The sequence below is a fragment of the Burkholderia sp. BCC0398 genome (assembly GCF_902833245.1).
In the GTDB taxonomy this organism is placed as follows: domain Bacteria; phylum Pseudomonadota; class Gammaproteobacteria; order Burkholderiales; family Burkholderiaceae; genus Burkholderia; species Burkholderia sola.
In genome coordinates this window covers 236,688-262,834 of sequence record NZ_CADFEM010000009.1, presented here as the reverse complement: position 1 = coordinate 262,834, position 26,147 = coordinate 236,688, and the positions used below count along the sequence as shown (strand labels likewise).

The following is a 26,147-nucleotide window of genomic DNA, read 5'->3' as shown; positions in this document are numbered from 1 at the left end:
CGTCCGCCCGTGCGGCGTCGGGCGTTTTGTTCCAGACCCTTATTTCTACCGAACGAGCCGACGGGCGGCAGGAGGCAGGCCGATGATGCTCGCGATCGCTTTCCTGGTGTCCGGCCTGTCGCTGGTGATCTGGATCGTGCTGCTCGTCGCGCGCGGCGGCTTCTGGCGCGCGCAGCCCGCACGGCCGCTGCCGCCCGACGCGCGCGGCGCGGCGGCCGAGGCCGGCTGGCCGGCCGTCGTGGCGGTCGTGCCGGCGCGCAACGAAGCCGACGTGATCGCCCGGGCGGCGACTTCGCTGCTCGAGCAGGACTATCCGGGCGACTTCCACCTGATCATCGTCGACGACCACAGCGACGACGGCACCGCCGACGCGGCCCGCGCGGCCGCGCTCGCGATCAACCGCGCCGACCGGCTGACGGTGCTGAGCGCGAAGCCGCTGCCGGCCGGCTGGTCGGGCAAGGTGTGGGCGCAGTCGCAGGGAATCGCGGCGGTGCAGACGCTCGGCCTGCCGGCCGACTACCTGCTGCTGACGGATGCCGACATCGGCCATCCGTCCGACGCCGTCGCGCAACTCGTCACGCGCGCGCAGGCCGAGCAGCGCGATCTCGTGTCGCTGATGGTGCGGCTGCGCTGCGACTCGTTCTGGGAAAAGGCGCTGATCCCGGCGTTCGTGTTCTTCTTCGCGAAGCTGTACCCGTTCTCGTGGATCAACAACCCGCGCAACCGGACGGCCGGCGCCGCCGGCGGCTGCATGCTCGTGAAGCGCACGGCGCTCGAGGAAGCGGGCGGCATCGAATCGATTCGCGGCGCGCTGATCGACGACTGCAGCCTCGCCGCGCAGATCAAGCATCGCGGCAGCGGCCGCCATCCGATCCGGCTCGATCTCGCCGATCGCAGCGTGTCGCTGCGCCCGTACGACAGCTGGCGCGACATCTGGAACATGATCGCGCGCACCGCGTTCACGCAGCTGCACTATTCGCCGCTGCTGCTGGCCGGCACGCTGCTCGGGATGACGATCATCTATCTGGTGCCGCCCGTCGCCGCGCTCGCGTACGGTGCGCGCGCGTGGCCGGCATGGCTCGCGTGGGCGTCGATGTGCGCCGCGTATGCGCCGATGCTGCGCTACTACCGGCGCTCGCCGCTGTGGGCGCCCGCGCTGCCGCTCGTCGCGCTGTTCTATGTGGGCGCGACGTTCGCGTCCGCGTGGCGTTACTGGCGCGGCAAGGGCGGCCAGTGGAAGGCGCGCGTGCAGGCGCCGGTGGAGCGTTGACCACGCCGGCGGAGGCCGGCCGTCCCGATCAACCGGAACGCTGAAAACACACAGCCCGGATCGACGCTAGCCGATCCGGGCTGTTTGCTTTTTGGCCGGTTTCCGGCCGATGCGCGTGCTTACCGCTGCGTCAGCATCATGTACATCTGGATCACGACGTCCGGCGAGAACGTGAACGGCACCCAGCCGTAGCCCGTGTGGCGGGCGACCAGCAGGCGGTCGCCGTTCGACTGCTTCTGCACGGCCATCATCGGATTCTTCGTCGTCACGAAACGCCAGCCGGCCGGAATGCCGGGCGGCGGCTCCGGCTGCATCGACGCGCGGGCGTGCGCGAGTTCCTCGATCAGCTGGCCCAGTTGCTCCGGATGCAGCGTGATCGACTGGCCGTTGATGGTCAGCGTGAGTTCGTTCTGGGACGGGCGCGCGACGTGCAGCGTCGCCTTGTCGGCCGGCGCGGCAGCGGTGTCGGCTTCAACCGCGGTTTCGGCTTGCGTCGTCGGAATCGGCGCGGTCTCGGCATTGGCCGGGGCGTCGGCGACTTCGACCACATCGATCGTTTCCACCGTTTCCGCCGCCAGCGCGGTCGTGTTCACCGACGCTTGCGCCGCCACGGACGGCTCGACGACATCGGCCGTCACGGCAACCGCGCTCGTCGCGGCTTCCTTGACGACGGCCTCGACCAGCGCTTCGGCGTCGGCGATCGCCTTCGCGTGGTGCTGCGCGGCCGCTTCGGCCTGCGCGATCGCTTCGGTATGGCGCTGCGTGATCGCTTCGGCTGCGGCGGTCGCTTCCGCGTGGCGTTGCGCGGCGGCTTCGGCCTGGGCGATCGCTTCGGCGTGACGCCGTGTGATGGCTTCGGCCTCGGCGGTTGCGTCGGCGTGACGCTGGGCGGCGGCCTGCGTGTCGGCGAGCGCTTGCGTATGACGCTGGGCGAGCGCCTCGGCCTCGGCGATCGCGGCCATGTGGCGCTGCGCGGCGGCTTCGGCTTCGGCGGTCGCTTCCGCGTGGCGCTTCGCGGCGGTTTCCGCTTCGGCAGTCGCCGCGGCATGACGTTGCGCGGCCGCTTCGGCTTCGGTCGCCGCGGCGTGATGACGCTGCGCGGCGGCCTCGGCTTCGGCGATCGCCGCCGCGTGGCGCTGCGACGCGGCTTCGGCATCCGCGTGACGTTGCGCGAGCGCTTCGGTCAGCGCGGTGGCTTCCGCATGGCGCTGCGAAGCGGCTTCGGCTTGCGTGGCGGCATCCGTATGACGTTGGGCGGCCGCTTCGGCGGCGGCGGTGGCGTCGGCATGACGCCGCTGCGCGGCTTCGGCGTCGGCGGCTGCGGCCGTGTGGCGCTGCGCGGCCGCCTGCGCTTCGGTTTCCGCCGCCGCGTGACGCTCGGCCGCGGCCCGGGCTTCCGCTGCCGCGGCGCGCGCGAAGGCTTCCGCGCTGCGTGCCGCCTGCTGGGCGGCGTGGTGATCGTGGAGGAGCTGATCGACGCCCGTGGCGAGCGAAGCGATCTGATCGTTCAGGTTCATGCGTGTCTTCTCTGCGTAAGACCCGCGATTTTAACCGCAGCGCCGATGCCGGTCCGTGCGCGACGTGTAACAAAGTGCGCAAAGCGGCGCGACGTGCGCCGCTTTGTGTTACTTCAGGTAGCCCGCCGAGCCGAACCAGTCGAGCGCATCGCGCAACCCTTCGCGATACGGGCGCGCACGGTAGCCGAGCTCGCGCTCGGCCTTCGCGGACGTGAAATACATCTTGTTCTTCGACATCCGCAGCCCGTCGACGGTGACGAACGGCTCCTTCTTCGTGAACTTCGCGACCGCTTCGGCGCCGACCGCGAGCGGGTACAGCGGCCAGCGCGGCAGTGCGATCGTCGGCGCCTTGCGGCCCGTCATCTGCGCGATGTCCGCGAGCATCTGCTGCAGCGGCAGGTTCTCGCCGCCGAGGATGTAGCGCTCGCCGATCCGGCCGCGCTCGAGCGCGAGGAAGTGGCCGTGCGCGACGTCGTCGACGTGCACGAGGTTCAGCCCCGTGTCGACGAACGCGGGAATCTTGCCGAGCGCGGCCTCGACGATGATGCGGCCGGTCGGCGTCGGCTTCACGTCGCGCGGGCCGATCGGCGTCGACGGGTTGACGATCACGGCCGGCAGCCCTTCGTCGGCGATCATCCGTTCGACCGCGCGCTCCGCGAGCACCTTGCTGCGCTTGTAGACGCCGATCGCCTGCTCGGCCGTGAGCGGCCGATTCTCGTCGGACGGATCGCCGGCGCTCGTCACCTTCAGCGTCGCGACGCTGCTCGTATAGACGATCCGCTCGACGCCTTCCGCGCGGGCCGCGCGCATCGTCGCGACCGCGCCTTCGAGGTTCGCGCGCTCGATCTCGTCGGGATCGGGCGCCCACAGCCGGTAGTCGGCCGCGACGTGCAGCAGGTAGCGCACGCCGCGCAGCGCGGCGCGCATCGACGCCTCGTCGCGCATGTCGCCGGTGACGATCTCGGCGTCGAGATCCGCGACGTTCGTGCGCGGGCTGGTGGGGCGCACCAGCACGCGCACCGCATAGCCTTTCTGCTGCGCGATGCGCGCGACGGCCGAGCCGACGAAACCGGACGCGCCGGTGACGAGAACGAGATCGCGGGAAGTATCAGTCATGCGTTTCCTTCGGGGCCGCGCGGGCGGCGCGGCGGTTGAGCATCGGCGAGATTGTACGTGGTCGGCGCGCGCGGCGACGCCCGGCCGGCGCGTGTGCGAAGCGGCCGACGCGACTACAATGCCGGGCTTGAATGCAACGGGAGGGCGACGCGATGAGCCGCAATGAACTGGACGAACGGATCGAGACCTACTACGTGCGGGTGCGCGGCGTCGTGCAGGGCGTCGGCTTTCGTCATGCGACGGTGCGCGAAGCGCATGCGCTGAAGCTGCGCGGCTGGGTCGCGAATCTCGAGGACGGCACCGTCGAGGCGATGATCCAGGGCCCCGGCGCGCAGATCGACCGGATGCTCGCGTGGCTGCGTCACGGGCCGCCTGCCGCGCGCGTGACCGAGGTGACGTTCGAGGAACGGCCGACCGAGAAGCGCTTCGAGCGTTTCCAGCAGCAGTAAGCGGCACGCGAAGGGACACACAACAATATGACGGGGTATCCGGAAGCCGGGCGCGGCCTCTTGCTGTCGGTGATGGCGTCGACGCTGTTCGCGCTGATGTCGGCTTACGCGAAACTGCTCGCGCCGCTCACGGGGCTCGACATCTTCGCGTGGCGCATCGTGTGGACCGCGCCGGGCGCGCTCGCGCTGATCGCGCTGCGCGGTCGCTGGCCGGCGCTCGTGGAGCTCGCGCGGCGCAGTGCGCGCGACTGGCGCCTGCTGGTCGCGCTGCCGGTGAGCGCGGCGTTGCTCGGCGTGCAGCTGTGGCTGTTCCTGTGGGCGCCGCTGCATGGCCGCATGCTCGAAGTGTCGCTCGGCTATTTCCTGCTGCCGCTGACGATGGTGCTCGTCGGCCGCTTCTACTATCACGAAAGGCTCGACCCGCTGCAATGGGCGGCGGTCGCGTGCGCGGCGCTCGGCGTCGCGCACGAAGTGTGGGCGACGCGCGCGTTCGCATGGCCGACGCTCGTCGTCGCGCTCGGCTATCCGCCGTATTTCGTGCTGCGCCGGCGGATCAACGCCGATTCGCTCGCCGCCTTCGCGATCGAGATCGTGCTGCTGTGCCCGATCGCGTTCGCGATGGTCGCGACGAGCGCGACGCGCGTCGCCGGCCATCCGCTGCTGTGGGCCGCGCTGCTGCCGGGGCTCGGCCTCCTCAGCACGCTCGCGCTCGCGAGCTACCTGAAGGCGAGCCGGATGCTGCCGATGGCGCTGTTCGGGATTCTCGGCTACGTCGAGCCGGTGCTGCTCGTCGTGGTGTCGCTGCTGCTGCTCGGCGAGACGCTGAGCGTCTCGCAGCTCGCGACGTACGGGCCGATCTGGGTCGCCGTCGCGCTCACCGCATGGCACAGCGCGATGCTGATGCGGCGCTTGCCCGCGCGCGGTTAAGCGCATCGTCGCGATGCGCGGGCCGTGCGGAACGTGCCGCGCATCGCGCATCGTCCGGCCGTCGAACCGCGTTCGTTCCGCTGCCACGTCCTCTCGAATCCGTCGATACTGACCGCCGACTGACGCCGCGCTGACGCGAATCTGGCGACGCTGCCTGCTTCGCCGCGCCACGCTCACGCTTGTAATCGAAGAGAAGATTCAGTTGCATTTTGTTACTTAGGGTCGCCCCTGATCGGCCATTAGACTGATCTGATCGACTTCCCTTCGTATCCGGCTTTTCATTGAACGGTCACCTCCCTGCCAAGTCGGCCGGGTTGGCACGATACGGGCATACGCGTATCGTCGCCGATCGCGCTCGCCGTCTTTCTCCCGCTCCCTTCCCCGGTGCACGTCGCACCGCCGCCGTGCAGGTGCGCTCATGTCGTTGAGCCCGCTGCATGCCGCCACGGCGCAGCCGTCGCGCAGCGGCCGCCTGATCGAAATCGACTTCTTCCGCGGGCTCGTGCTGTTGATGATCGTCGTCGATCACATCGGCGCGAGCGTGCTGTCGCGCGTGACGCTGCACGCATTCGCGCTGTGCGATGCGGCCGAGGTGTTCGTGTTCCTCGGTGGCTTCGCGACCGCGAGCGCGTACGGCGCGATCGCCGAGCGGCACGGCGCGCGCGCCGCGCAGCAGCGGTTCGTGCGACGCGCGATGCAGATCTACCGCGCGTTTCTCGCGACGTCGACGCTGATGCTCGTCGTGTCGGCGGTGCTCGATCACTACGGGATCGATGCGCCGAACCTCGCGCTCGACGACGTCAGCGTGATGCTCGCGTCGCCGCTGACGGGGGCGGCCGAGCTGCTGACGTTCCAGCGCCAGCCGTATCTCGCGTCGGTGCTGCCGATGTACGTGCTGTTCGCGCTCGCGTCGCCGGTGCTGGTGCCGTTCGCGCGGCGCCGTCCGTGGCTGCTCGTCGCGCTGAGCGTCGCGTCGTGGCTCGCGGCGGGCTGGCTCGGCCCGGAGCTGCTGGACACCGACGGCTTCCGCTGGAGCTTCAACCCGTTCGCGTGGCAACTGATGTTCGTCGCTGGCGTGCTCGCGCGCTCCCAGCCGTTCTACCGGCGCGTCGCGCTCGGCCGCTGGGGCGCGGCGGCGACCGGGCTCGCGTGCGCGATCGTGCTCGGTTGCGCGAGCTACAAGCTGTTCTCGGGGCTGCCGGCGCCCGAAGGCGTGCTCAAGCGCGATCTCGCGCTGCCGCGCGTCGTGAGCTTCGCGGCCATCGCGTGGCTGATGGCCGATTGCGTGCGCTTCGGCTGGATCGCGCGGATCGCGCAGGGCGTGCGGCCCGTCGTGGCGGTTGGCCAGCGCGGGCTGATCTGCTTCGTCGCGGGTGCGGCGATCTCGCTCGTGATCGATTCGCTGCTGCATCCGGTCGCGGGCAGCGCCGATCTGCGGCATGTCGGCGTGGGCCTTGTGGCCGACGCGTGCGCGGTCGGGCTGATGATGGCGGTGGCCGGTTCGGGGACGTGGATCGCGCGATGGCGCGGCGCGGCGGCGTAGGCGCGCGCAAGAAGGGCGGCGCGGCAGGCGCCGCGCGGCGTCAGTGAGGTGAGCCGATACGGGAGCGGGGCGTGGCGGTGGCGTCGTCGGCTTCGGCGTCGTCGCGTTCGTCCGGCGCCGGGTCGTCGCGCTCCGCGAGCACCGCGTCGGCTTCGGCCGCGGCCCGGGCGGCGCGCATCGCGGTGCAGCGCTGCGCGTGCCGGATGTCCGACAGGATCCTCAACAGCCGCGTCGTCTTGCTTTTCATCGGGTTCTCCCGCCAGTGCGCATCTCGGGAAGCGGATGCGTTGCCTGCAACCAGTGTAGGACGCGTTCGCGTTTCCGGCGGGAGAATGTGGCGTGCACGCCGCACGCCGAGGGATAGTACTTACTGCGCGGCGGCGGCCTGCGCCTGCAGCGCTTCTTCTCGGCGCTCGTCCGTGCAGCGCTGATGCTGGCGCGACAGGCGGTTCATCAGCGGCAGCAGCAGCAGCGCGAGCAGCATGCCGATCGCGGCGAGCCAGCCGAGCTTCTCGAACAGCGACAGATAGAGCGGCAGCGATTCGGTGGCCGGCAGCTCGTGCGACGGCATCTGCGCGAAGTTCGCGACGACGCTGCCCAGATACTGCGACACGCCCGTCGCGACGAAATACGCACCCATCATGAAGCCGCTCATGCGCGCCGGCACGTAGCGGGCGATCATCGCGAGGCCGAGGCCGCTCACCAGCAGCTCGCCGAGCGAGTACAGCCCGTAACCCCACACCATGAACCACGACGACACGCGGCCGTCGACCGCGTAGCGGCCGCTGATCGTGAACACCAGGTAGCCGGCGGCGACCGCGCCGAAACCGAGCGCATACTTCGCGGCGACCGGCAGGTCGCGGCCGCCCTTCGCGACGGCGTTGTAGACCCACACCAGCACCGGGCTCAGCAGCATGATCCAGATCGGGTTCAGCGCCTGGAACTGCGCGGCGCTCCACGTGAACAGCGTCGTGCCGAACAGCATGAAGCGCGGGTCGACGTTGCGCAGCGCGAACAGCGTCAGCGACGTCGACATCTGCACGTAGAAGATGAAGAACAGGATCACCTGGCCGATCAGCACGAGCGCCGCGATCAGGCCCGCGCGCTCCGAGCGCTCCGACTTCGCGATCATGTACGCGAAGATCGCGAGGATCGCGAATGCGGCCGCCCACACGCTGGCGACCGCGAGCTGCTTGTGCTGCAGCACGTACAGCGTGACCAGCGCGAGCGCGACGCCGCCGGCCGCGACCGCACCGAGGCGCTTCCAGCGGATCGGCTGGTCGTCCGGCTGCGAGCCGACGTGCGCGAGCGTGCGGTGCATCAGCATGAAGTTCAGGATCGCGAGCAGCATGCCGCCGCAGCAGACCGCGAACGCGGTGTGCCAGCCCCAGTGATCCTTGATCCACGGCGTCGCGAGCATCGACACCGTCGAGCCGATGTTGACCGCCATGTAGTAGATCGTGAACGCGCTGTCGATGCGCGCGTCGTCGCCTTCGTAGATGCGGCGCACGAGGTTCGCCGCGTTGGCCTTGAACAGGCCGTTGCCGACGACGATCACGCCGAGCGACGCGTACATGTACGTCAGCTGATCGTTCGGCACCGCGAGCATCAGGTAGCCGGCGCACAGCACGGCCGCGCCGATGATCATCGTGCGGCGGGCGCCGAGCACCTTGTCGCCGATCCAGCCGCCGATCGACGGCGCGGCGTAGACGAGTGCGGTGAAGGCCCCCCAGGTCAGGTTCGCGTGGCTGTCGGTGAAGCCGAGCCGGTCGACCATGAAGAGGACCAGGAGCGCGGCCATGCCGTAGTAGCCGAAGCGCTCCCACATTTCGATGAGGAAGACCGTCGTAAACGATCGGGTCTGTGAAACAGGTGCGTGCATCATCAATCTCGTTTGAAACGGACGGCGCGGATCGCGCGTCGCCTTAAGGTCGAACTGGCGCCGGAGCACTGTGGCCGGGTAGGCTGGCATCGGCGATGGAGCAGTCGAGCGGTTAGCTCGGGCCGGGGACGGATTCCACCTGGGAAGGCGGAGCGCGGCCCCGACCGGCGCGCGAATGGTAACGTTTGCCGGTCCGGTGCGTCGGGTCCGCGCCACTTAGGGAAACTCCCGATATGGCAGCAGCTTTCAGGAACATTTGTCTCATCATCTACTTGTAAGCTTGACGCCGGTTCTCCGCAAATTCCCGGAGAGCCGCTTGCAGCTTGCCTGTGAAGGCTGCGAGTCTGGCAAGATAGCGCGTCGTTTCGCTCGCTTCGGGCCCTGTTTAGTGCACCGGGCTCAACGCCGAAGACGGGGGCGAACCCGAAGATTAAGCTATCTCGAATTAACTTAGTTACTTTCCATCAAACATTTTTTGACGACCACTTTTCGGCCTGCTATGGTTCCCCCCACTGAAAACTCGCGATCGGCAGACGCTGTCGCACTGGGCAGCAAGATTCGCGCGTTGCGCCAACGTCTGAAGCGCACGCTCGACGACACCGCTACCGCCGCGGGGATTTCGAAGCCGTTTCTGTCTCAAGTCGAGCGCGGGCTCGCGTCGCCGTCACTGACGTCGCTGGCCGGTATCGCCCACGCGCTCGGCGTGACGGTGCAGTACTTCGTGGATACGCCGAGCGAGGAACGCTCGGTGTGCCGAGGCGATCAGCTGCGCTTCTTCGGGTTTGCGGATTCGGCGAACCTGTTCGCGCGACTGACGAACGTGTCCGAAGGGCGCCAGCTGGAGGCGATCCTCGTGAGGATGCCGCCGGGGCAGAAACGGTCCGAGGTGACGACACATGCAGGAGAGGAGTTCCTGTACGTGATTGAAGGGGAAGTGTCGCTGACGCTGGAAGGCAAGACGTTCGTCCTGCAGGCCGGCGACAGTTCGCACTATCAGTCGACGGTCCCGCACAGCTGGGTCAACACCGCGAAGATCGAGTCGGTGGTGGTCTGGGTCGGTACGCCGCGACTGTTCTAACGCACGGGTATTCCTTCGTTTCTTCGACGGGATACCTGTCGAAAGAAATGTAAGGAATACTAACATGCAATACGAGAATCACGGGCCTCCTCAATCGCTGCCCCCGTCAGCGTCTCACGCGTAAGCCGCGGCATCCGCCGCGCGACGCCCACCGAACCACCTTCTCAAGACTGCCACGATGAAATCCTTGCATGCCATGTCGGCCGTGCTGGCCGCGCTCGCCCTGACGACGCCCGTCGCCCACGCCGTAACCGTTCCGTCGAACGTCGCGCTCGCTCCGCAACAGGACCTGACGCGACAGGTGCCGGCCGAAGTCGAGTCGCTCGACCCGGCGCACATCGAATCGTGGACCGGCAACACGATCGGCCTCGACCTGTTCGAAGGGCTCGCGCGCATCGATGCGGCCGGCCAGGTCGTGCCGGGCGTCGCGCTGTCGTGGGAGCGCAAGACGCCGCAGACATGGATCTTCAAGCTTCGCCACGACGCGAAGTGGAGCAACGGCCAGCCGGTGACGGCCGCCGATTTCGTCTATTCGTGGCAGCGCCTCGTCGATCCGAAGACGGGCTCGAAGTACACGATCCTCGTCGAGTTCATCAAGAATTCGAAGGACATCATCGCGGGCAAGGCCGCGCCGTCGACGCTCGGCGTGCGTGCCGTCGATCCGTACACGCTGGAAGTGACGACCGACGTGCCGGTCGCGTTCTTCCCCGAACTGACCGCGATGGCGCCGCTCGTGCCGGTGAACAAGGACGTGGTCGCGAAGTTCGGCGACGCATGGACGCGCCCGGGCAACCTCGTCAGCAACGGTGCATACCAGCTCGTCGACTGGCAGCCGAACAACCGCATCGTGATCGCGAAGGACGCGAAGTACTGGAACGCGCCGAAGGTCGTGATCAACAAGGTCACGTACCTGCCGATCGAAAGCGACGAAACCGCGATGCGCATGTACCAGGCCGGACAGATCGACTACAGCTACTCGATTCCGTCGGGCATCTTCCAGCAGGTCAGCAAGCAGTTCGGCGCCGAGTTGCGCCCGGGCCTGCAGCTCGCGACTTACTACTACTTCCTGAACAACAGCGACGCGGCGCTGAAGGACAAGCGCGTGCGCCAGGCGCTGTCGATGGTGATCGATCGCGACGTGCTGACGTCGAAGCTCACGCAGGCCGGCGAGAAGCCGATGTACGGGCTGATGCCGAACGGCACGAAGGGCGTGCAGCCGTTCACGCCGGAATGGGCGTCGTGGCCGATGGCCAAGCGCATCGCGACCGCGAAGGACCTGCTGAAGCAGGCCGGCTATTCGGACGCGAAGCCGCTGTCGTTCACGCTCACGTACAACACCAACGACCTGCACAAGAAGGTCGCGCTGTTCACCGCATCGGAATGGCGCACGAAGCTCGGCATTACCACGAAGCTCGAGAACGTCGAGTTCAAGGTGCTGATGAAGCAGCGGCATGACGGCAAGGTGCAGATCGCGCGCGACGGCTGGTTCGCCGACTACAACGACGCGATGACGTTCTTCGACCTGATCCGCTGCGGCAGCTCGCAGAACACCGTCGGCTACTGCAACAAGCAGGTCGACGCGCTCGTCGAGGAAGGCAACCAGAAGCTCGACGACAACGCGCGCACCGCGCTGCTCACGCAGGCGCACGACATGGCGATGAAGGACACGCCGATGGTGCCGCTGTTCCAGTACTCGGCCGACCGTCTCGTGAAGTCGTACGTGGGCGGCTATTCGCTGAAGAACGTGATCGACATGCGTGCTTCGCAGGACATGTACCTGATCAAGCACTGACGGAGCGATCATGCTGGCCTACGCATTGAGGCGCACGTTGTGGGCGGTGCCGACGATCCTCGCGGTCATCACCGTCTGCTACCTGCTGCTGCATTTCACGCCCGGCGGCCCGTTCGATACGGAGAAGCAGCTGTCCGCCGCGACGCTCGCGAACCTGAACGCGAAGTACCACCTCGACGAGCCGCTGTGGAAGCAGTACCTGCTGTATCTCGGCTCGCTGCTGCACGGCGATCTCGGCCCGTCGTTCCGCTACGTCGACTGGTCGGTGAACGATCTCGTGAAGAAGGCGCTGCCCGTGAGCCTCGGCGTGGGCGGCGTGTCGATCCCGATCTCGATCGTGCTCGGCGTGCTGCTCGGCACCGTCGCGGCCGTGCGCCGCGACAGCGTGATCGACCGCTTCGTGATGCTGATCGGCAACTTCGGCAACGTCGTGCCGCCGTTCGTGCTCGGCCCCGTCATGGTGTGGATCTTCGCGATCCTGCTGAAGACGTCGGCCGGCAACGGCTGGCTGCCGGCCGGCGGCTGGGGCGACGGCGGCTGGCAGTACCGGCTGCTGCCGATCGCGCTGCTGACCCTCATCAACGTGTCGCTGCTCGCGCGCGTGATGCGCGGCTCGATGATCGAGACGCTGTCGAGCAACTACATCCGCACCGCGCGCGCGAAGGGCCTGCCGGGCTCGACGATCGTGCTGCGCCACGCGCTCAAGCCCGCGCTGATGCCGGTCGTGTCGCTGTTCGGCACGGTCTGCATCACGTCGATCACCGCGGCCGTCGTCACCGAATCGGTGTTCGCGCTGCCGGGCGTCGGGCAGCTCGTCGTGAACGGCGCGATCAACCGCGACTACACGCTGGTGCTTGGCCTCGTCGTGATGACGACCGTCTTCGCGGTGCTGTTCAACCTGCTGGTCGACCTCGCGTACGCGTGGCTCGATCCGCGTATCCGTTATTGAGCGAGGCACAGCGATGACTCCGACCACTCCCGTCGTCGGCCTGCCCGTGCAGACCGATTCGCCGCCGCATTCGCGCTCGCCGCTCGAGCTCGCGTTCGCGCGCTTCCTTCACAACCGCGCGGCGCTGTTCAGCCTCGCGCTGCTCGTGCTGATCACGCTCGCCTGCTTCGTCGGCCCGTGGCTGCTCGCGGCCGATCCCGCCGCGAGCGACTGGGCGTCGATCAGCCTGCCGCCGACCTGGGCGAACCAGCACTGGTTCGGCACCGACGAGCTCGGCCGCGACCTGCTCGTGCGCACGCTGATCGGCGGCCGCGTATCGATCGAGGTCGGCCTGCTCGGCACGCTCGTGTCGGGCCTGTTCGGCGTCGCGTGGGGCGCGACCGCGGGCTTCGCGGGCGGCCGCGTCGATTCCGTGATGATGCGCGTCGTCGACATGATGTACGCGATCCCGTACCTGCTGATCGCGATCCTGATGATGACCCTGTTCGGCCGCTCGTTCATGCTGGTCGTGCTGACCATCAGCGCGTTCTCGTGGATCGACATGGCGCGCGTCGTGCGCGGCCAGACGCTGTCGCTGCGCAATCGCGAGTTCGTCGATGCGGCGCGCGCGATCGGCGTGTCGCCGGCATCGATCGTGCTGCGTCACGTCGTGCCGAACCTGCTCGGCGTGGTCGTCGTGTACGCGACGGTCTCGGTGCCGAACATCGTGCTGACCGAATCGGTGCTGTCGTTCCTCGGCCTCGGCGTGCAGGAGCCGATGACGAGCTGGGGCGTGCTGATCCAGGACGGCGCGCAGAAACTGGAATCGATGCCGTGGCTGCTGCTCGCCCCGGCCGTCATGCTGTGCGTGACGCTTTACTGCGTGAACTTCGTCGGCGACGGCCTGCGTGACGCGCTCGACCCGAAGGATCGCTGAAGATGGTTGCTCTACTGGAAGTTGAAAACCTCGGCGTGCGCTTCACGCGCAAGGATGCGCCGCCGATCGACGCCGTCAACGGCGTGTCGTTCTCGCTCGAAGCCGGCAAGACGCTCGGCATCGTCGGCGAATCGGGCTCGGGCAAGAGCCAGACCGTGATGGCGCTGCTCGGCCTGCTGGCCGGCAACGGCACGACGACCGGCGCCGCGCGCTACCGCGGCGACAACCTGCTCGACATGGATACGCGCGCGCTGAACGCGGTGCGGGGCGATCGCATCGCGATGATCTTCCAGGACCCGATGACGTCGCTCAATCCGTTCCTGACGATCGAACGGCAGATGACCGAGACGCTGCAGCTGCATCGCAGGCTGTCGCGCAAGGAAGCGATCAAGCGCGCGATCGAGGCGCTCGAATCGGTGCGCATTCCCGATGCGGCGCGCCGCATCCGCATGTATCCGCACGAGTTCTCGGGCGGCATGCGCCAGCGCGTGATGATCGCGATGGCGCTGTTGTCCGAGCCGGAAATCCTGATCGCCGACGAGCCGACCACCGCGCTCGACGTGACCGTGCAGGCGCAGATCATCGACCTGCTGCGCGAGCTGAACCGCGAGCGCGGCACCGCGATCGTGCTGATCACGCACGACATGGGCGTGGTCGCCGGCCTCGCCGACGACGTGATGGTCATGTACGCGGGCCGCACCGTCGAATATGCGCCGGCCGAATCGATCTTCGCGGCGCCGTCGCATCCGTACACGATCGGGCTGCTCAACGCGCTGCCGCGCCTGACCGACGCGGACGATGCGCCGCTCGTCGCGATTCCCGGCAACCCGCCGATGCCCGGCACCGCGCCGGCCGGCTGCGCGTTCGCGAAGCGCTGCACGTATGCGGAAGAACGCTGTGGCGCCGAGCGCCCGGCGCTCGAAACCTATGGCGCCGCGGGCGCGGTGCGCGCGTGCCACCGGCCCCTGGCCGATCTGACGGGAGGTCTGCGATGAGCGTCGATGAACGCCGCCAAGCCGGCGCGACGGACGACACGCTGCTGTCCGTCGACAATCTGAAAGTGCATTTCCGCGTGCCGCTCGGCGGCTATCCGTGGTCGCCGAAGGGCACGCTGCGCGCGGTCGACGGCGTGTCGTTCGACGTCAAGCGCGGCGAGACGGTCGGGCTCGTCGGCGAATCGGGCTGCGGGAAATCGACGCTCGCGCGCGCATTGATCGGCCTCGTGCCGATGACGGCCGGCACCGTGAAATGGCGCGGCCAGGCCGTGGCGCCCGATCACCTGCGCGGCACCGCGATGCGGCGCGAAGTGCAGATGATCTTCCAGGATCCGCTCGCATCGCTCGATCCGCGCATGACGATCGAGCAGGTCGTCGCCGAGCCGCTCGTCACGCACCAGCCGGGCCTCGGCCGGACCGAAGTGCGCCGCCGCGTGATCTCGATGCTCGAACGCGTCGGCCTGAACGCGCATCACCTGCTGCGTTATCCGCATGAATTTTCCGGCGGGCAGTGCCAGCGCGTCGGCATCGCGCGCGCGCTGATCGGCGAGCCGAAGCTCGTGATCTGCGACGAGCCCGTATCGGCGCTCGACGTGTCGATCCAGGCGCAGATCGTGAACCTGCTGCGCGATCTGCAACGCGAACTGTCGTTGTCCTATCTGTTCGTCGCGCACGACCTGGCGGTGGTGAAGGCCATCAGCCAGCGCGTGCTCGTGATGTATCTCGGCCGCGTGATGGAGTTCGGCACGCGGCATGACGTGTACGGCGTGCCACAACACCCGTACACGAAGGCGCTGCTCGATGCGGCGCCGACGCCGGAGCCGGCGCGCGAGCGTGCTCGCCGTCCGATGCTGCTGGCGGGCGAGATGCCCTCGCCGCTCAACCCGCCGTCCGGCTGCGCGTTCCGCACGCGCTGTCCGGTCGCGATCGACGCGTGCGCGCAGGACGTGCCGCTGCCGGAAGTGCGGCAGGGGTCGGCGGCGCGCGTCGCGTGCATCCGCGCGGGCGCGGCGTGATGTGAAGTAACGCAGCAAACAAAACCAAGGCAGGTCAACAGGGGTAGGTGCGGCGCGAACGATCTTCGCGCCGCGGGTACAGGCGCGTCCTTAGCCGGGCTCGCCGGGGGGCTGGAAGCGGATCGCAACCGGCGTGGACGATATCAACACAAGACGAGAATGATTACGATGAAAAAGCAGAAGAGGATCGGGACGGCATCGAAGATGCTGCTTGCATGGGGGCTGCCGGCGCTCGCCGGCGTCTCGCTGACGGGTGTCGCGCACGCCGACGACGCGGCGCCGCTGACGGTCGCGCAGGCCGCACCGGTCGCCGCGTCGGGCACGTCGGTTGCGCAGGCAACGACCCCGAACGCCGTGATCAACGCCGAGGCGACCCAGGCCGTCACGCCGCCCGACGAGCCGTCGGCGCAGTCGAAATCGAACGGCTTCATCGCCGACAGCCATCTCGACTTCCTGTTCCGCAACTATGCGGACGTGCTCGACAACAAGGGCGGGCCGCATCGTCATGCGTGGGTTCAGGGCGCGATGGCGAACTTCGAATCGGGCTACACGACCGGCCTGATCGGGATCGGCTTCGACGCGTCGTTGTATGCGGCGCTGAAGCTCGACGGCGGCCAGGGCGCCGGCAGCATGGTGCACATCGCGAAGGGCGGCGGTGGCGGCAACCAGCTCGCGTGGGCGTACCCGGGCATCTACGACATCAAGGCGCGCATCTCGAACACGGTGGTCAAGTACGGTCTGCAGGCCGTCGACAACCCGTTCATGGAGCAGCACGACAACCGCGCGCTGCCGCCGACGTTCCTCGGCGCGACGCTCGTCAGCAATGAATTCAAGAACGTGATGCTCGAGGCCGGCAGCTTCACGAAGACCGACGCGCGCGGCCATACGACGCTCACGAATCTGACGACGCAGTACGGCGGCACGCGCATCAATCGCCTGTCGTACGTCGGCGGCACGTGGGACTACTCGCCGAACGGCGAAGTCGCGCTGTACGCGAACCAGGCCGACGACGTGTGGCACCAGTACTACGCGTCGGTGAAGCACAGCATCGGCAGCCCGCAGACGATCAAGTGGACCGGCTTCGGCAACGTCTATTCGACGCACGACACGGGCGATGCGCTGCAGGGCAAGATCAACAACAACGCGTACAGCCTGTCGCTCGCCGCGCAGCACGGCCCGCATGAACTGCTGCTCGGCTTCCAGCACGTGCTCGGCGATCAGTTCTTCGACTACCTGAACGAAACGAACGGCATCTTCCTGACCAACTCGATGGACGTCGACTACAACGCGCCGCACGAAAAATCGCTGCAGCTGCGTTACACGTTCTACGGGAAGGAAGCGGGCCTGCCGGGCTTCAAGGCGATGGTGTGGGGCGTGACGGGCTGGGGCGCGGACGGCAGCGCGGGCGCGGCCAACGACCCGAGCAAGTCGAGCATCTACTGGAGCAACGGCGCGCCGGTGCAGGGCCGTCACCACGAGTTCGGCTTCATCCCGTCGTACACGTTCCAGAGCGGCAAGCTGAAGAACACGAAGGTCACGTTCATCGCGATGTGGCACAACGGCTCGGCACACTACTCGGACGCGACGAACACCGAGTACCGTCTGGTCGTGAACCTGCCGCTGCACGCGTTCTGATCGAACGGGGACGCACGTCCCCGGTGTCGTACGGGCCGGCCTGCGATCGGTGCGATCACGCCGGCTTGTGCCAGCCCGCCACGGAATCGTTCGCGGCGGGCATCTCTTCCACGAGCGACGTGAGCTGGCGGCCCGTATCGCGCCATGCATCGAGGCCGCCGCGCAGCGCGAGCGCATCGGTGAAGCCTGCATCGAGCAGGCGCTTCGCCATCAGCGCGGCCGTCACTTCGTTCGGGCACGAGCAATACACGACGAATTTCTGCGTGAGCGGATAGCGCGCGACGATGTCGCCGATCTGGCGTTCGTCGGCGAACTGCGCACCGGGAATCGTGAACGGGTCGAGCTTGCGATGCTCGGGCGAGCGGACGTCGAGCACTACCGGGGCGGTGGCGTCGCGCAGCAGCACGTCGAGCTCGTCGACGCCGATCCGCGCGTTCGCGAGCTGGCGGATCAGCGCACGGCGGCGCATCCACCGCACGGCCGCATAGATCGCGAGCAGCGCGACGATGACCAGCAGCACCGCGCGGCCGAGGCGGCTCGCGCCGGCGAACAGCCAGTCGATCTGCCGATAGAACACGAGGCCGGCGCCCAGCCCGACGATCGTCCACAGCGCGGCGCCGAGCGCGTCGTAGCCGGCGAACGTGCGATAGCGCGTGCCGAGCGCACCGGCCATCGGCACCGACACCAGCGACAAGCCCGGAATGAAGCGCGCGACCGCGAGCACGCGCACGCCGTAGCGACCGAAGAAGCGTTCGGTCTTTTTCACGCAGGTATCGCGCGACAGCGACAGCCGGCAGATCGTCTTCAGCGTCGTGCCGCCGTAACGCCGCCCGGCCACGTACCAGACCGTGTCGCCGATCAGCGCGCCGAGCACGGACATCACCACGACCGTCACGAGCTGCGAGCCGATCATCGCCGGATGCATCGCGGACATCGCGCCGAACAGCACGAGCGTCGGCATCGCCGGCACCGGCAGGCCGATGGCCGCCGCGAGTACGTTGGCGAACACGAGAAGCGGCCCGTACTGGGCGACGAGGTCACGGAGCATGACGGCTGGCCGAAAAGGAAACGCGTGGGCGGGAAACGCAGATGGACCGATTATCGGCCTTTTTCAACACAGCGGCGGGAATGACGCAAAAGCGCCTGACGGCGGCAGGGGGATGTGGGTGAGCCGACGCGTTGCACGCGGCTCACCGTTCGGAATCAGGACGGCGTGCGGGCGAGCGATGCGGCGCCGTGGTTTTCGCCGGGCAACTCGGCGCCGTGCGAGCGGATCGCCGCGATCAGTTCGGCCGGGGTGATCTCGTAGCGGACCTCGCGGTGGATGCCCGGCTTGCGTTCGTCGACCTCGATCAGCAGCACGCTCTTGCCGTCGGCCGTTGCCTCGAGCCGGAGCGAGCGCAGTTCGCGGCCGTCGGCCGCGTCGTGTTCGGTGAGCAGGGTCATTGCCCCGGATGAGCCGGTAGTGCGCATCGAACCTATCCTCGTGTCGTGGTGCCGTAGCGGCAAAGATGTCTTTGTTGAATACAGCTTGACGCAGTTTAACGCGAACGGGCCGCGACACGGAGCATTTTCGTGGGGACGAAAAGAGGGTTACACCACCGATCCTTCTGATGTTTGAGCCGCGCCGGGCGGGCGTCTGCGCCGCATCGGGCCCGGCCGGAACCGGTACCCGAACGGCGTTCGCGGCCATGCCGGCGCGGGCGGCGACACGCGCTGCGCCGCGTGTCGCCGCGGCGGTGTCAGAAGCGGTCGGCGAGTCCCATCGCCGGATCGCTGACCGAGTGGCGGCCGGTTTCCACGCGGCCGGCCACGCGGCGCGAAAAGCTCGCGTCGCTGTCGGCGGTGACGATGAAGTCGTACCAATGGCCGGTCGAGTCGAGCTTCCAGTGCAGTTCGGACTGGTCGCCGGCGTGCACCGTGACCGTCCACACGGTGCCGGCGCCATGGCCGTTGCCGTTTTCGTTGCCGTGGCCATGACCGTGGTCGGCGTTTGCGCCGCGCCCGGACAGCGGCCCATAGACCTGGTTCGACTTGACCGTGAAGCGCACCGTGCCGCCGCCGTCGTTGCGTAGCCGCAGGTGGAGGTTGCCGCTCGCGCCCGCGTAGCCGACGCGCACTTCCGGCTGCGGCGCGCGAGCGCCGGCCACGCGGCTCAGGTCGCCGGTGAAGCGCCGGTGAAAGCCGTTCGGGCCGAGCACCCACAGGTCATATTTACCGCCATCGTCGGCGCGCGCGGCCCAGTCGCCGTGCAGCTTTTTGCCCGGCTCGACGACGTAGCGCCGCGGCAGCCGGTCGAGGTGCAGCTTGTCATAGACGTGAAACACGGCGGCGGCGCGGCCGGTGTTCGCGAACTTCAGCGTGACCGTGCCGGCGCCGGCATCGGTGCGCGCGCTCGCATGCAGCTCGTACGGCAGCGCGCGCGACGGGCGCACGCCGGTGGCCTGCGCGGGCAGCGCGGGCGTGGCGGGCGGCACGATCTTCGGCGCGGCTTGCTGCGCGGCGCTCAGCGCGTCGACCTGGCTTTTCGTCGTGCGGCCCGCGAGCGTCGGCAGCGGCTCGTCGTTCGGCGTGCGGAAGTTGAACGCGCTCGTCAGGTCGCCGCACACCGCGCGGCGGTATGCGCTGATCTGTGGCTCCGCGACGCCGAAGCGCGCCTCGAGGAAGCGCAGCGTCGACGTATGGTCGAACACCTGCGAATTGACCCAGCCGCCGCGGCTCCACGGCGACACGATCCACATCGGCACGCGCGGGCCCGGGCCGTACGGACGGCCGTCGGCCGCCGGCTGGCTCGCCGTGGCCGGCGCGAAGTCGTGGTACTCGACCGCGACGTCGGCGGCCGACAGCGTATGGCCGCCCGCGAGCGTGCCGTCGGCGTTGCGCGACGGCACGGCCGGCGACGGCATGTGGTCAAAGAAGCCGTCGTTCTCGTCGTAATTGACCAGCAGCACGGTCTTGCTCCAGACCTCCGGGTTCGCCGTCAGCGCGTCGAGCACGGCCTGCACGTACCAGCCGCCCTGCGCGGGGCTCGACGGCCCCGGGTGTTCGCTGTACGCGGACGGCGGGATGATCCACGACACTTCCGGCAGCTTGCCGTTGCGGATGTCGTCGCGAAACGTTTCGAGAAAGCCGTACGGCATCGTGTTGCCGAAGCCCTTCGCGAGCGGGCTCAGCGGATCGTCGATCGTCGGGTCGTAGAACGCGCCGGCCGCCGTCACCGGCTGCGTGATGTCGGTCGACGCGACATACGCGGGCCGGCGCGCGGCCGGCATCTGCTCGATCGCCGCGCGCCAGTGGCGGAAGCTCATCATTTCGTTGCAGCCGAAGTTGTCGATCAGGCTCTGGTAGACCTTCCAGTTCACGCCGGCCTGTTGCAGCCGGTCGGCATAGGTCGTCCAGGTCCAGCCCTGGCTCGACGGGCCGATGTCGTTGCCGCCGTTGAACTGGTTGTTCAGCGCGGCGATCTTCACGCGATTGCCGTCGGCCGGGCTGATGCCGTTCGGGCCGTTGGTGCCGCTCCAGTAGAACAGGCGGTTCGCGATCGTGCCCGTGTGCATTCCGCAGTGGTAGTGGTCGCACAGCGTGAACGCATCGGCGAGCGCGCGCTGGAACGGCACTTCGGCCGCGTCGTAATAGCCCATCGACAGCGGCGTCTTCGCGTCGGGCCAGCGATTCATCCGGCCGTGATCCCACGCGGCCTGCGAATCGGCCCACGTGTGCGGCGTGCCGCCCGCGCGCTGCGCGTTGCCCTGGCGCGCGTCGAGGTGATACGGTGTCACGGTCGCGGCGGGCGTCCCCTTCGTGTACGCCTGACAGAACACGTCGCGGCCGTTCGGCGACGGCACCGCGAAGCGGTCGCCATAGCCGCGCACGCCCTTGAACGTGCCGAAGTAGCTGTCGAACGCGCGGTTCTCCATCATCAGCAGCACGACGTGCTTGACGTCCTGGATGGTCCCCGTTTCGTGGAAGGCGGGAATGGCGAGCGCGCGGCGGATGCTCGGCGGAAATGCGGACAGTGCGGCGGCGGCGAGGCCGGAGCCGGCGGTCTGCTGAAGGAATTTGCGGCGTGACGTCATGGCGTTCGGATCCTGTGAAGGTGGGAGCGTTCGTGAGTGCGTCTTGTCGTGCCCGGGCGTCGTCCCGCCCCGGGACGATCGCCGATGCGTGCGCGTTCGGTGCGTCGGCCGCACGTCGCGGTGGTGCGCGCGTTGCGCCCGACACGCGACGCCCGGCATCCGACGTCGCGCCGATGCGGCGGCCTCGTCGTCGCGGTCCCGTGCGCCGCGCGCTCGCGATGCGCGGGGCAGGTGTCGGCACGCACCGGCCCGGCGCATGCCGGGCTCGGGCGGCGCCCAGTCTAGGGAGGCGACATGACGTCGACGTGATGAAGAAATGACATCGCATGTCGCGCACGTGACGTTGTGCATGCAACGATTCGTTCAAGCGCGATGCGAGGCTGAAGAAGGTAAGAAATTACCGATCGCCGCCGGTGTGACCGGTCGGAATTTTCCGGATTTCGCGACGATGGCGCGCGCGTTTCGTTGTGGATGCAACGTGATGGGCGCCGCGTGACCTCCGTGTTTCAAATGCATGAAATCGGCTAAGCTCGTTGCGTTGCTGCGCGGTTGTGCAGCCTGCGCCTTGACGCGACTTTTCGGAACCGGCCCACCCATGACCGATATCAGAATCCGGCACTGCGAGACGCACGACGTCGACGCGATCCGGCAGATCGCCGCGCATCCCGCGGTGTACATGAATACGTTGCAGCAGCCGTTTCCGTCGCTCGAAAAATGGCAGAAGCGGCTCGACAACCTGCGCGAGCACGGCGTGAGCCTCGTTGCCGAAATCGACCGTACGGTGGTTGGCCATCTCGGCCTGCATCCCGAGCCGAATCCGCGTCGGCGCCACGCGGCGGCGCTCGGCATGATGGTCGACGCGGCCTGTCACGGGCGCGGCATCGGCGGCCGGCTGCTCGCGGCCGCGATCGATCTCGCGGAGAACTGGCTGAACGTCACGCGTCTCGAGTTGACCGTGTTCACCGACAACCGCGCGGCGATAGCGCTCTACGAGAAACACGGTTTCCGCATCGAAGGCGAATCGCCGGATTACGCGTTGCGCGACGGCGTGCATGCGTCCGTGTATCACATGGCGCGGATCAAGGCGCGGCAATGAAAGGCCGGCCGTCGCGGACGTGACGGCACACGCCGCCGCGCGTCATATCCAATCGAGAATTCGTTCGTTTTCCTTCGGCTGTACCCGTCGTATCGTCGAACGATTTGCCGGTCTCTGCGGCTGGCTTCGCTTTTCCGTATCGATGCATGCGCGGCGCTGCGCGTCGGCCGGCCTCATCGTCATCGCTTCACGGCCCTCGTTGCGTGCGCGGCATCTCCCTGAAACCGTCTTTTTCAACGGAACCCGCTTCGATGAAAACCGTTCTCCGCAGTCTCACCGCCGCGTGCCTGTTCGCTGCCGCCAGCGCGGCGCTTGCCGCCGCCACGCCCGTCGGCGCCCCGGCGGCGAGCGCATCGTCCGACGGTGCGCATCTGCCGCCCGGCATCGCGTGGCAACACGGCGACGTCGATGCCGCGTTCGCGCTCGCGAAGCGCGAGGGCAAGCCGCTGCTGCTGTACTGGGGCGCGGTGTGGTGCCCGTCGTGCAACCAGGTGAAGTCGACGATCTTCAGCCAGCAGGCATTCAAGACGCGTTCGTCGTTCTTCGTGCCCGTGTACCTCGACGGCGATACCGAAAGCGCGCAGAAGCTCGGCGAGCGTTTCAAGGTGCACGGCTATCCGACGATGATCCTGTTCCGTCCCGACGGCACCGAAGTAACGCGGCTGCCCGGCGAAGCCGATCTCGACCGCTACATGCAGGCGCTGTCGCTCGGGATGACGGCCGCACATCCGGTGCGGCAGACGCTCGCGACCGCGCTGAAGAACGGCGCGGCGCTGACGCCGGACGAATGGCGCCTGCTGGCCGACTATTCATGGGATACGGACGGCGCGCTGCCGGTGCCGGCCGATCGTGTCGCGCAGACGCTGCAGTCGCTCGCGCAACGCGCGCGGGCGGCGGGTGCGAAAGCCGAATCGGCGCGCTTCGCGCTGAAGTCGGCGGTGGTCGCCGCGTCGGACGACCCGACGCAGGCCGGCGCGCTCGACAAGGCCGCGCTCGCCGATTCGCTGCGCACGGTGCTGCACGATCCCGCGCTGTCGCGGGCCGATTCGGACGTGCTGGTCGCGGCGCCCGCGCGCGTGGTCGCGTATCTCGGCCGCGACGACGCGCAGCGCACGAAGTTGCGCGGCGCGTACGACACGGCGCTCGCGCGCCTGTCGACCGACACCACGCTGTCGTCGATCGACCGGCTGATGGCGCTGCACGGCCGCGTGCTGCTCGCGCGCGGCGACGCGCGCAACGGCGCACCGCTCGCTGCGCCGGCGCTGGCCGACACCGCGCGCAAGCAGATCGCCGCGTCGGTGCAGGGCGCGGCGAACGCGTACGAGCGGCAGGCGCTCGTCAGCGAAGGCGCGGACACGCTGACCGACGCGGGGCTGTACGACGAATCGGATGTGTTGTTGAAGGCCGAGCTGTCGCGTTCGTCCACGCCGTACTACTTCATGTCGGGACTCGCTGCGAACGCGAAGGCGCGCGGCGACAAGGCGGCCGCGCTCGACTGGTATCGCAAGGCGTACGACGCGGCGAGCGGGCCGGCGACGAAGCTGCGCTGGGGCGCGACTTACTTTGCGAACGCGGTTGAGCTGGCGCCGAACGATTCCGCGCGCATCGAAGGGATCGCGGCCAGTGTGCTTGCGCAGGCCGACAAGACCCGGGATGCGTTCTACGGCGCGAACCTGCGTGCGTTGACCAAGGTCGTCACGCAGTTGAATCGCTGGCGCGGTAGCGGCGCGCACGATGCGTCGGTCAGGACGGTCGTCAAGCAGTTCGACGGCGTATGCGGGAAGCTGCCTGCCGGCGATCCGCAGGCGGCGGCGTGCGCGAAGCTGATCCAGCCCGTGAAGGCGTAACGACGCGCGGGGGGATCGTCGAGCGGGCCGGGGGATTCGTTACCGGCCCGATTCCGACGACGCGCCGCGATCGCTGCCGTATCCGGCGTCGTGCTCGCGGGCGATCTTCGCTTCGGCCGATACGATGCTGGCCGGATAGAACCAGTCGCTCGACTGGAAGCCGGCCTGCTTGAGCGCCTTGACTTCGGCGTGGACCTGCGCGCGCGTGAGCGGCTGGTTCGACTGCGCTTGTGCGGCGAACGGGGCCGAGACGGCCAGGGCGATGGCAACGGCTTGGATCAGGCGCTTCATGATCGGGACCTCCTCGATTCCGGTGAATCGCGGCGCTTCGTTCGTCGAAGCGCCGTGCGACGTTGAAACCAGTGTAGGCCGCGGCCGGCGCGCGAAAAATGCGATCGCGCCCAACGCAGTGTTTTGCTGCGGGTAACAATGGGCCGCTGGGGCGGACCGACCGCGAGACGGTGTGCGCGATGAAACCGTACCGGTCGCGGGAAACGGGGTGCTCGGGTCGATCACGCCGGGGTCGAACAAAACCCAACACGATGCGGCCGCGCATTCGTGCGGTCAGCGGCGGCTCATGGTGAGATAGTCAAGGTATTGCGCGTGGTGCAGACGACACGTGACGCGACAGGTGCGTTACCGACCTGCCAGTAGGTCGGGAAGCGGGCCCAGCCGGCGCTTGAACGTGCGGGCGTGTTTCTGAGGAGCAGGTTCTTGACGTCTGCCAGGATGAGGGACGTATCTCCGAAATAGCCATGCGACGGGAAATCGTCCGGGAGCGTGGACACCACGTTGGCAATCCCCGGGACATCGACCTGGGGTTTATCGCCGCAGCCGACGCGAGGATAGTCGTGAACGACGTTGGACGAGAGGCCGACGGCGAAATCGTACGGGGATAGATAGACCGTCGTCCGGTCCGATGACTTGACGTAGCTGCCGCCGAGGGTGCCGAACAATTCCCGGTCGACGTCGGCAGCGGCCAGAATGATTTGGCCAAACTTGATGGACGAGGTAGCGGGATCCGTCGCGAGCGCGTCGACGACGCGGAGAAGGGCGCGATTGCCCATGCTATGGGCGATCAGGTGAATCTTGCGGCCTTGCGCGACGTGAGCGGCGACGTCAATCAGGAATTGTCTGAGAAATATCTCACTTGCGTCGATCGTTGCTTCATCGATCGTGTATTTCAACACGTCGTGCAGTGCCGGCCAAGAGAACAGCATCATGTGATTGGGCGGGATGTCGAGATCCGCACCCAACTGGGCCGCGCGTATCGCCGCGTCGTCGAATGAGTTGTTGTATCCGTGGACGTAGACGACGACATATCCGTCCTGCGGTCCGGTGACCGAGCCCAGCGCCCGGCGGGCCAGCGCAAGGAATGCGTCGCGGTCCGCCATTTCATCGATTCTCTCAATTCGGAGAAACGGATCGGTACCGGTCATGGTTCCCCACCACGAGCCTTGCGAGCCGATGCGATGATGCTTTGGAATGGAAACGAATACGCGGCCGTAATGCAGTTTCCGATCGCGCTCTCCGGCGTATGTGGCCGGTACTTTGTTCGACGGCCCGTAAACCGGTTTTCGATTGGTTCCGTAAAGGACCGGATAAAGCACCGGTTGGTCGCTAGATTGATGATCAATCGTCAACTCCGGCGTGCCCGGACCGTAGTAACCCGCAAGGCTGCTACCCGATGGCGGCGAGGACAGGTTGGTGCATCCCGCCAGTGCCAGTGCGGCGAAGCACGCGACCATGCCACGAATCCGCCGAAGAAGCGCTGTCCATGTACCGAAAGCCGCCGGCCAGCGTGTCCGGTCATGCGTGCCGATACGACGGATGTTGCACGTAGAACGCTTGTTCCCGGCGCGCTGGCCGGTTTTGTTCTTGTACATGATATGCCCCGGTTTCTTATTGTTCGACAGCCCGATCGACCTGATTTTTCATCGCGTGCGGCATGACGCTTCTTCGTATCGCGCCAATATAAAAGAGCGGCGACGAAAACGCCACAAGGAATACCCGAGGGTATTTCGCGCGTCAGATGACTAGGTT

General features: G+C 67.8%; 23 protein-coding genes. 14 read left to right on the top strand and 9 right to left on the bottom strand.

Annotation, left to right across the window (positions count from 1 at the left end; all coding sequences use genetic code 11):
* Positions 1–82 precede the first annotated feature (82 nt).
* Positions 83–1,270, top strand: a complete 1,188-nt coding sequence (locus HWX76_RS21235; protein WP_050013380.1) for a glycosyltransferase — start codon at positions 83–85, stop codon at positions 1,268–1,270.
* A 119-nt stretch (positions 1,271–1,389) separates the two neighbouring features.
* Here HWX76_RS21235 and HWX76_RS21230 read toward each other — a convergent pair whose 3' ends face one another.
* Positions 1,390–2,787, bottom strand: a complete 1,398-nt coding sequence (locus tag HWX76_RS21230; RefSeq protein ID WP_176016303.1) for a phage tail protein — start codon at positions 2,785–2,787, stop codon at positions 1,390–1,392.
* A 108-nt stretch (positions 2,788–2,895) separates the two neighbouring features.
* Complete coding sequence (hpnA, locus tag HWX76_RS21225; RefSeq protein ID WP_011353724.1) at positions 2,896–3,903, bottom strand: hopanoid-associated sugar epimerase; 1,008 nt, start codon at positions 3,901–3,903, stop codon at positions 2,896–2,898.
* Between the two features lie 152 nt (positions 3,904–4,055).
* Here hpnA and HWX76_RS21220 point away from each other — a divergent pair, with 152 nt between their 5' ends.
* The 3 genes from HWX76_RS21220 (at position 4,056) to HWX76_RS21210 (ending at position 6,822) form a co-directional block, all read left to right on the top strand.
* Entirely contained in the window at positions 4,056–4,352 is a 297-nt protein-coding gene (locus tag HWX76_RS21220) for an acylphosphatase (protein WP_050013378.1), read from the top strand.
* Between the two features lie 27 nt (positions 4,353–4,379).
* On the top strand, positions 4,380–5,279 hold the full coding sequence (gene rarD, locus HWX76_RS21215; RefSeq protein ID WP_050013377.1) for an EamA family transporter RarD: 900 nt from the start codon (positions 4,380–4,382) through the stop codon (positions 5,277–5,279).
* Between the two features lie 418 nt (positions 5,280–5,697).
* A complete protein-coding gene (locus tag HWX76_RS21210) occupies positions 5,698–6,822 on the top strand; it encodes an OpgC domain-containing protein (protein WP_089489889.1) in 1,125 nt (374 codons plus the stop codon).
* A gap of 40 nt (positions 6,823–6,862) precedes the next feature.
* Here HWX76_RS21210 and HWX76_RS21205 read toward each other — a convergent pair whose 3' ends face one another.
* Complete coding sequence (locus tag HWX76_RS21205) at positions 6,863–7,069, bottom strand: hypothetical protein (RefSeq protein ID WP_050013375.1); 207 nt, start codon at positions 7,067–7,069, stop codon at positions 6,863–6,865.
* 120 nt (positions 7,070–7,189) lie between these two features.
* Positions 7,190–8,707 carry a peptide MFS transporter gene (locus HWX76_RS21200; RefSeq protein WP_050013374.1) on the bottom strand — a complete coding sequence of 506 codons (1,518 nt, stop codon included), beginning with the start codon at positions 8,705–8,707 and terminating at the stop codon, positions 7,190–7,192.
* Between the two features lie 496 nt (positions 8,708–9,203).
* On the opposite strand from HWX76_RS21200, the gene HWX76_RS21195 reads away from it, so the two are divergent.
* The 7 genes from HWX76_RS21195 to HWX76_RS21165 all read left to right on the top strand — a co-directional run bounded on the left by HWX76_RS21195 (position 9,204) and on the right by HWX76_RS21165 (position 17,085).
* The gene (locus HWX76_RS21195) at positions 9,204–9,782 is read left to right on the top strand and encodes a cupin domain-containing protein (protein WP_011548888.1); all 579 of its coding nucleotides are present in this window, start codon (positions 9,204–9,206) and stop codon (positions 9,780–9,782) included.
* A gap of 178 nt (positions 9,783–9,960) precedes the next feature.
* A complete protein-coding gene (locus HWX76_RS21190; protein WP_050013373.1) occupies positions 9,961–11,574 on the top strand; it encodes a peptide ABC transporter substrate-binding protein in 1,614 nt (537 codons plus the stop codon).
* 10 nt (positions 11,575–11,584) lie between these two features.
* Positions 11,585–12,523, top strand: coding sequence for an ABC transporter permease subunit (locus HWX76_RS21185; RefSeq protein ID WP_050013372.1), 939 nt, complete (start codon positions 11,585–11,587; stop codon positions 12,521–12,523).
* Between the two features lie 13 nt (positions 12,524–12,536).
* Positions 12,537–13,439, top strand: a complete 903-nt coding sequence (locus HWX76_RS21180) for an ABC transporter permease subunit (protein ID WP_050013371.1) — start codon at positions 12,537–12,539, stop codon at positions 13,437–13,439.
* A gap of 2 nt (positions 13,440–13,441) precedes the next feature.
* Positions 13,442–14,434 (top strand): ABC transporter ATP-binding protein, encoded by a 993-nt coding sequence (locus tag HWX76_RS21175; protein ID WP_089489888.1) that lies wholly within the window; start codon positions 13,442–13,444, stop codon positions 14,432–14,434.
* Positions 14,431–15,450 (top strand): oligopeptide/dipeptide ABC transporter ATP-binding protein, encoded by a 1,020-nt coding sequence (locus HWX76_RS21170; RefSeq protein ID WP_050013369.1) that lies wholly within the window; start codon positions 14,431–14,433, stop codon positions 15,448–15,450. The genes HWX76_RS21175 and HWX76_RS21170 overlap by 4 nt, the downstream gene beginning before the upstream one ends.
* Before the next feature lie 168 nt (positions 15,451–15,618).
* Positions 15,619–17,085 (top strand): OprD family outer membrane porin, encoded by a 1,467-nt coding sequence (locus HWX76_RS21165; RefSeq protein WP_050013492.1) that lies wholly within the window; start codon positions 15,619–15,621, stop codon positions 17,083–17,085.
* A 55-nt stretch (positions 17,086–17,140) separates the two neighbouring features.
* Here HWX76_RS21165 and HWX76_RS21160 read toward each other — a convergent pair whose 3' ends face one another.
* The 3 genes from HWX76_RS21160 to HWX76_RS21150 all read right to left on the bottom strand — a co-directional run bounded on the left by HWX76_RS21160 (position 17,141) and on the right by HWX76_RS21150 (position 21,161).
* A complete protein-coding gene (locus tag HWX76_RS21160; RefSeq protein WP_050013368.1) occupies positions 17,141–18,133 on the bottom strand; it encodes a DedA family protein/thiosulfate sulfurtransferase GlpE in 993 nt (330 codons plus the stop codon).
* Between the two features lie 155 nt (positions 18,134–18,288).
* Positions 18,289–18,558, bottom strand: coding sequence for a hypothetical protein (locus HWX76_RS21155; protein ID WP_050013367.1), 270 nt, complete (start codon positions 18,556–18,558; stop codon positions 18,289–18,291).
* Positions 18,559–18,827: 269 nt separating this feature from the next.
* Positions 18,828–21,161, bottom strand: coding sequence for a phospholipase C, phosphocholine-specific (locus HWX76_RS21150; protein ID WP_176016302.1), 2,334 nt, complete (start codon positions 21,159–21,161; stop codon positions 18,828–18,830).
* 349 nt (positions 21,162–21,510) lie between these two features.
* On the opposite strand from HWX76_RS21150, the gene HWX76_RS21145 reads away from it, so the two are divergent.
* The 3 genes from HWX76_RS21145 (at position 21,511) to HWX76_RS21135 (ending at position 24,104) form a co-directional block, all read left to right on the top strand.
* Positions 21,511–21,657: a hypothetical protein gene (locus tag HWX76_RS21145; protein ID WP_244137993.1), complete on the top strand. Its 147-nt coding sequence runs from the start codon at positions 21,511–21,513 to the stop codon at positions 21,655–21,657.
* A gap of 99 nt (positions 21,658–21,756) precedes the next feature.
* A complete protein-coding gene (locus tag HWX76_RS21140; protein ID WP_176016300.1) occupies positions 21,757–22,257 on the top strand; it encodes a GNAT family N-acetyltransferase in 501 nt (166 codons plus the stop codon).
* Positions 22,258–22,508: 251 nt separating this feature from the next.
* Positions 22,509–24,104 carry a thioredoxin family protein gene (locus tag HWX76_RS21135; protein WP_050013364.1) on the top strand — a complete coding sequence of 532 codons (1,596 nt, stop codon included), beginning with the start codon at positions 22,509–22,511 and terminating at the stop codon, positions 24,102–24,104.
* Positions 24,105–24,143: 39 nt separating this feature from the next.
* On the opposite strand, the gene HWX76_RS21130 is transcribed toward HWX76_RS21135, so the two are convergent.
* Both HWX76_RS21130 and HWX76_RS21125 read right to left on the bottom strand, forming a co-directional pair.
* The gene (locus tag HWX76_RS21130; protein WP_011694888.1) at positions 24,144–24,395 is read right to left on the bottom strand and encodes a DUF4148 domain-containing protein; all 252 of its coding nucleotides are present in this window, start codon (positions 24,393–24,395) and stop codon (positions 24,144–24,146) included.
* Positions 24,396–24,679: 284 nt separating this feature from the next.
* The gene (locus HWX76_RS21125) at positions 24,680–25,990 is read right to left on the bottom strand and encodes an alpha/beta hydrolase (RefSeq protein WP_080334224.1); all 1,311 of its coding nucleotides are present in this window, start codon (positions 25,988–25,990) and stop codon (positions 24,680–24,682) included.
* Between the last annotated feature and the right edge of the window lie 157 nt (positions 25,991–26,147).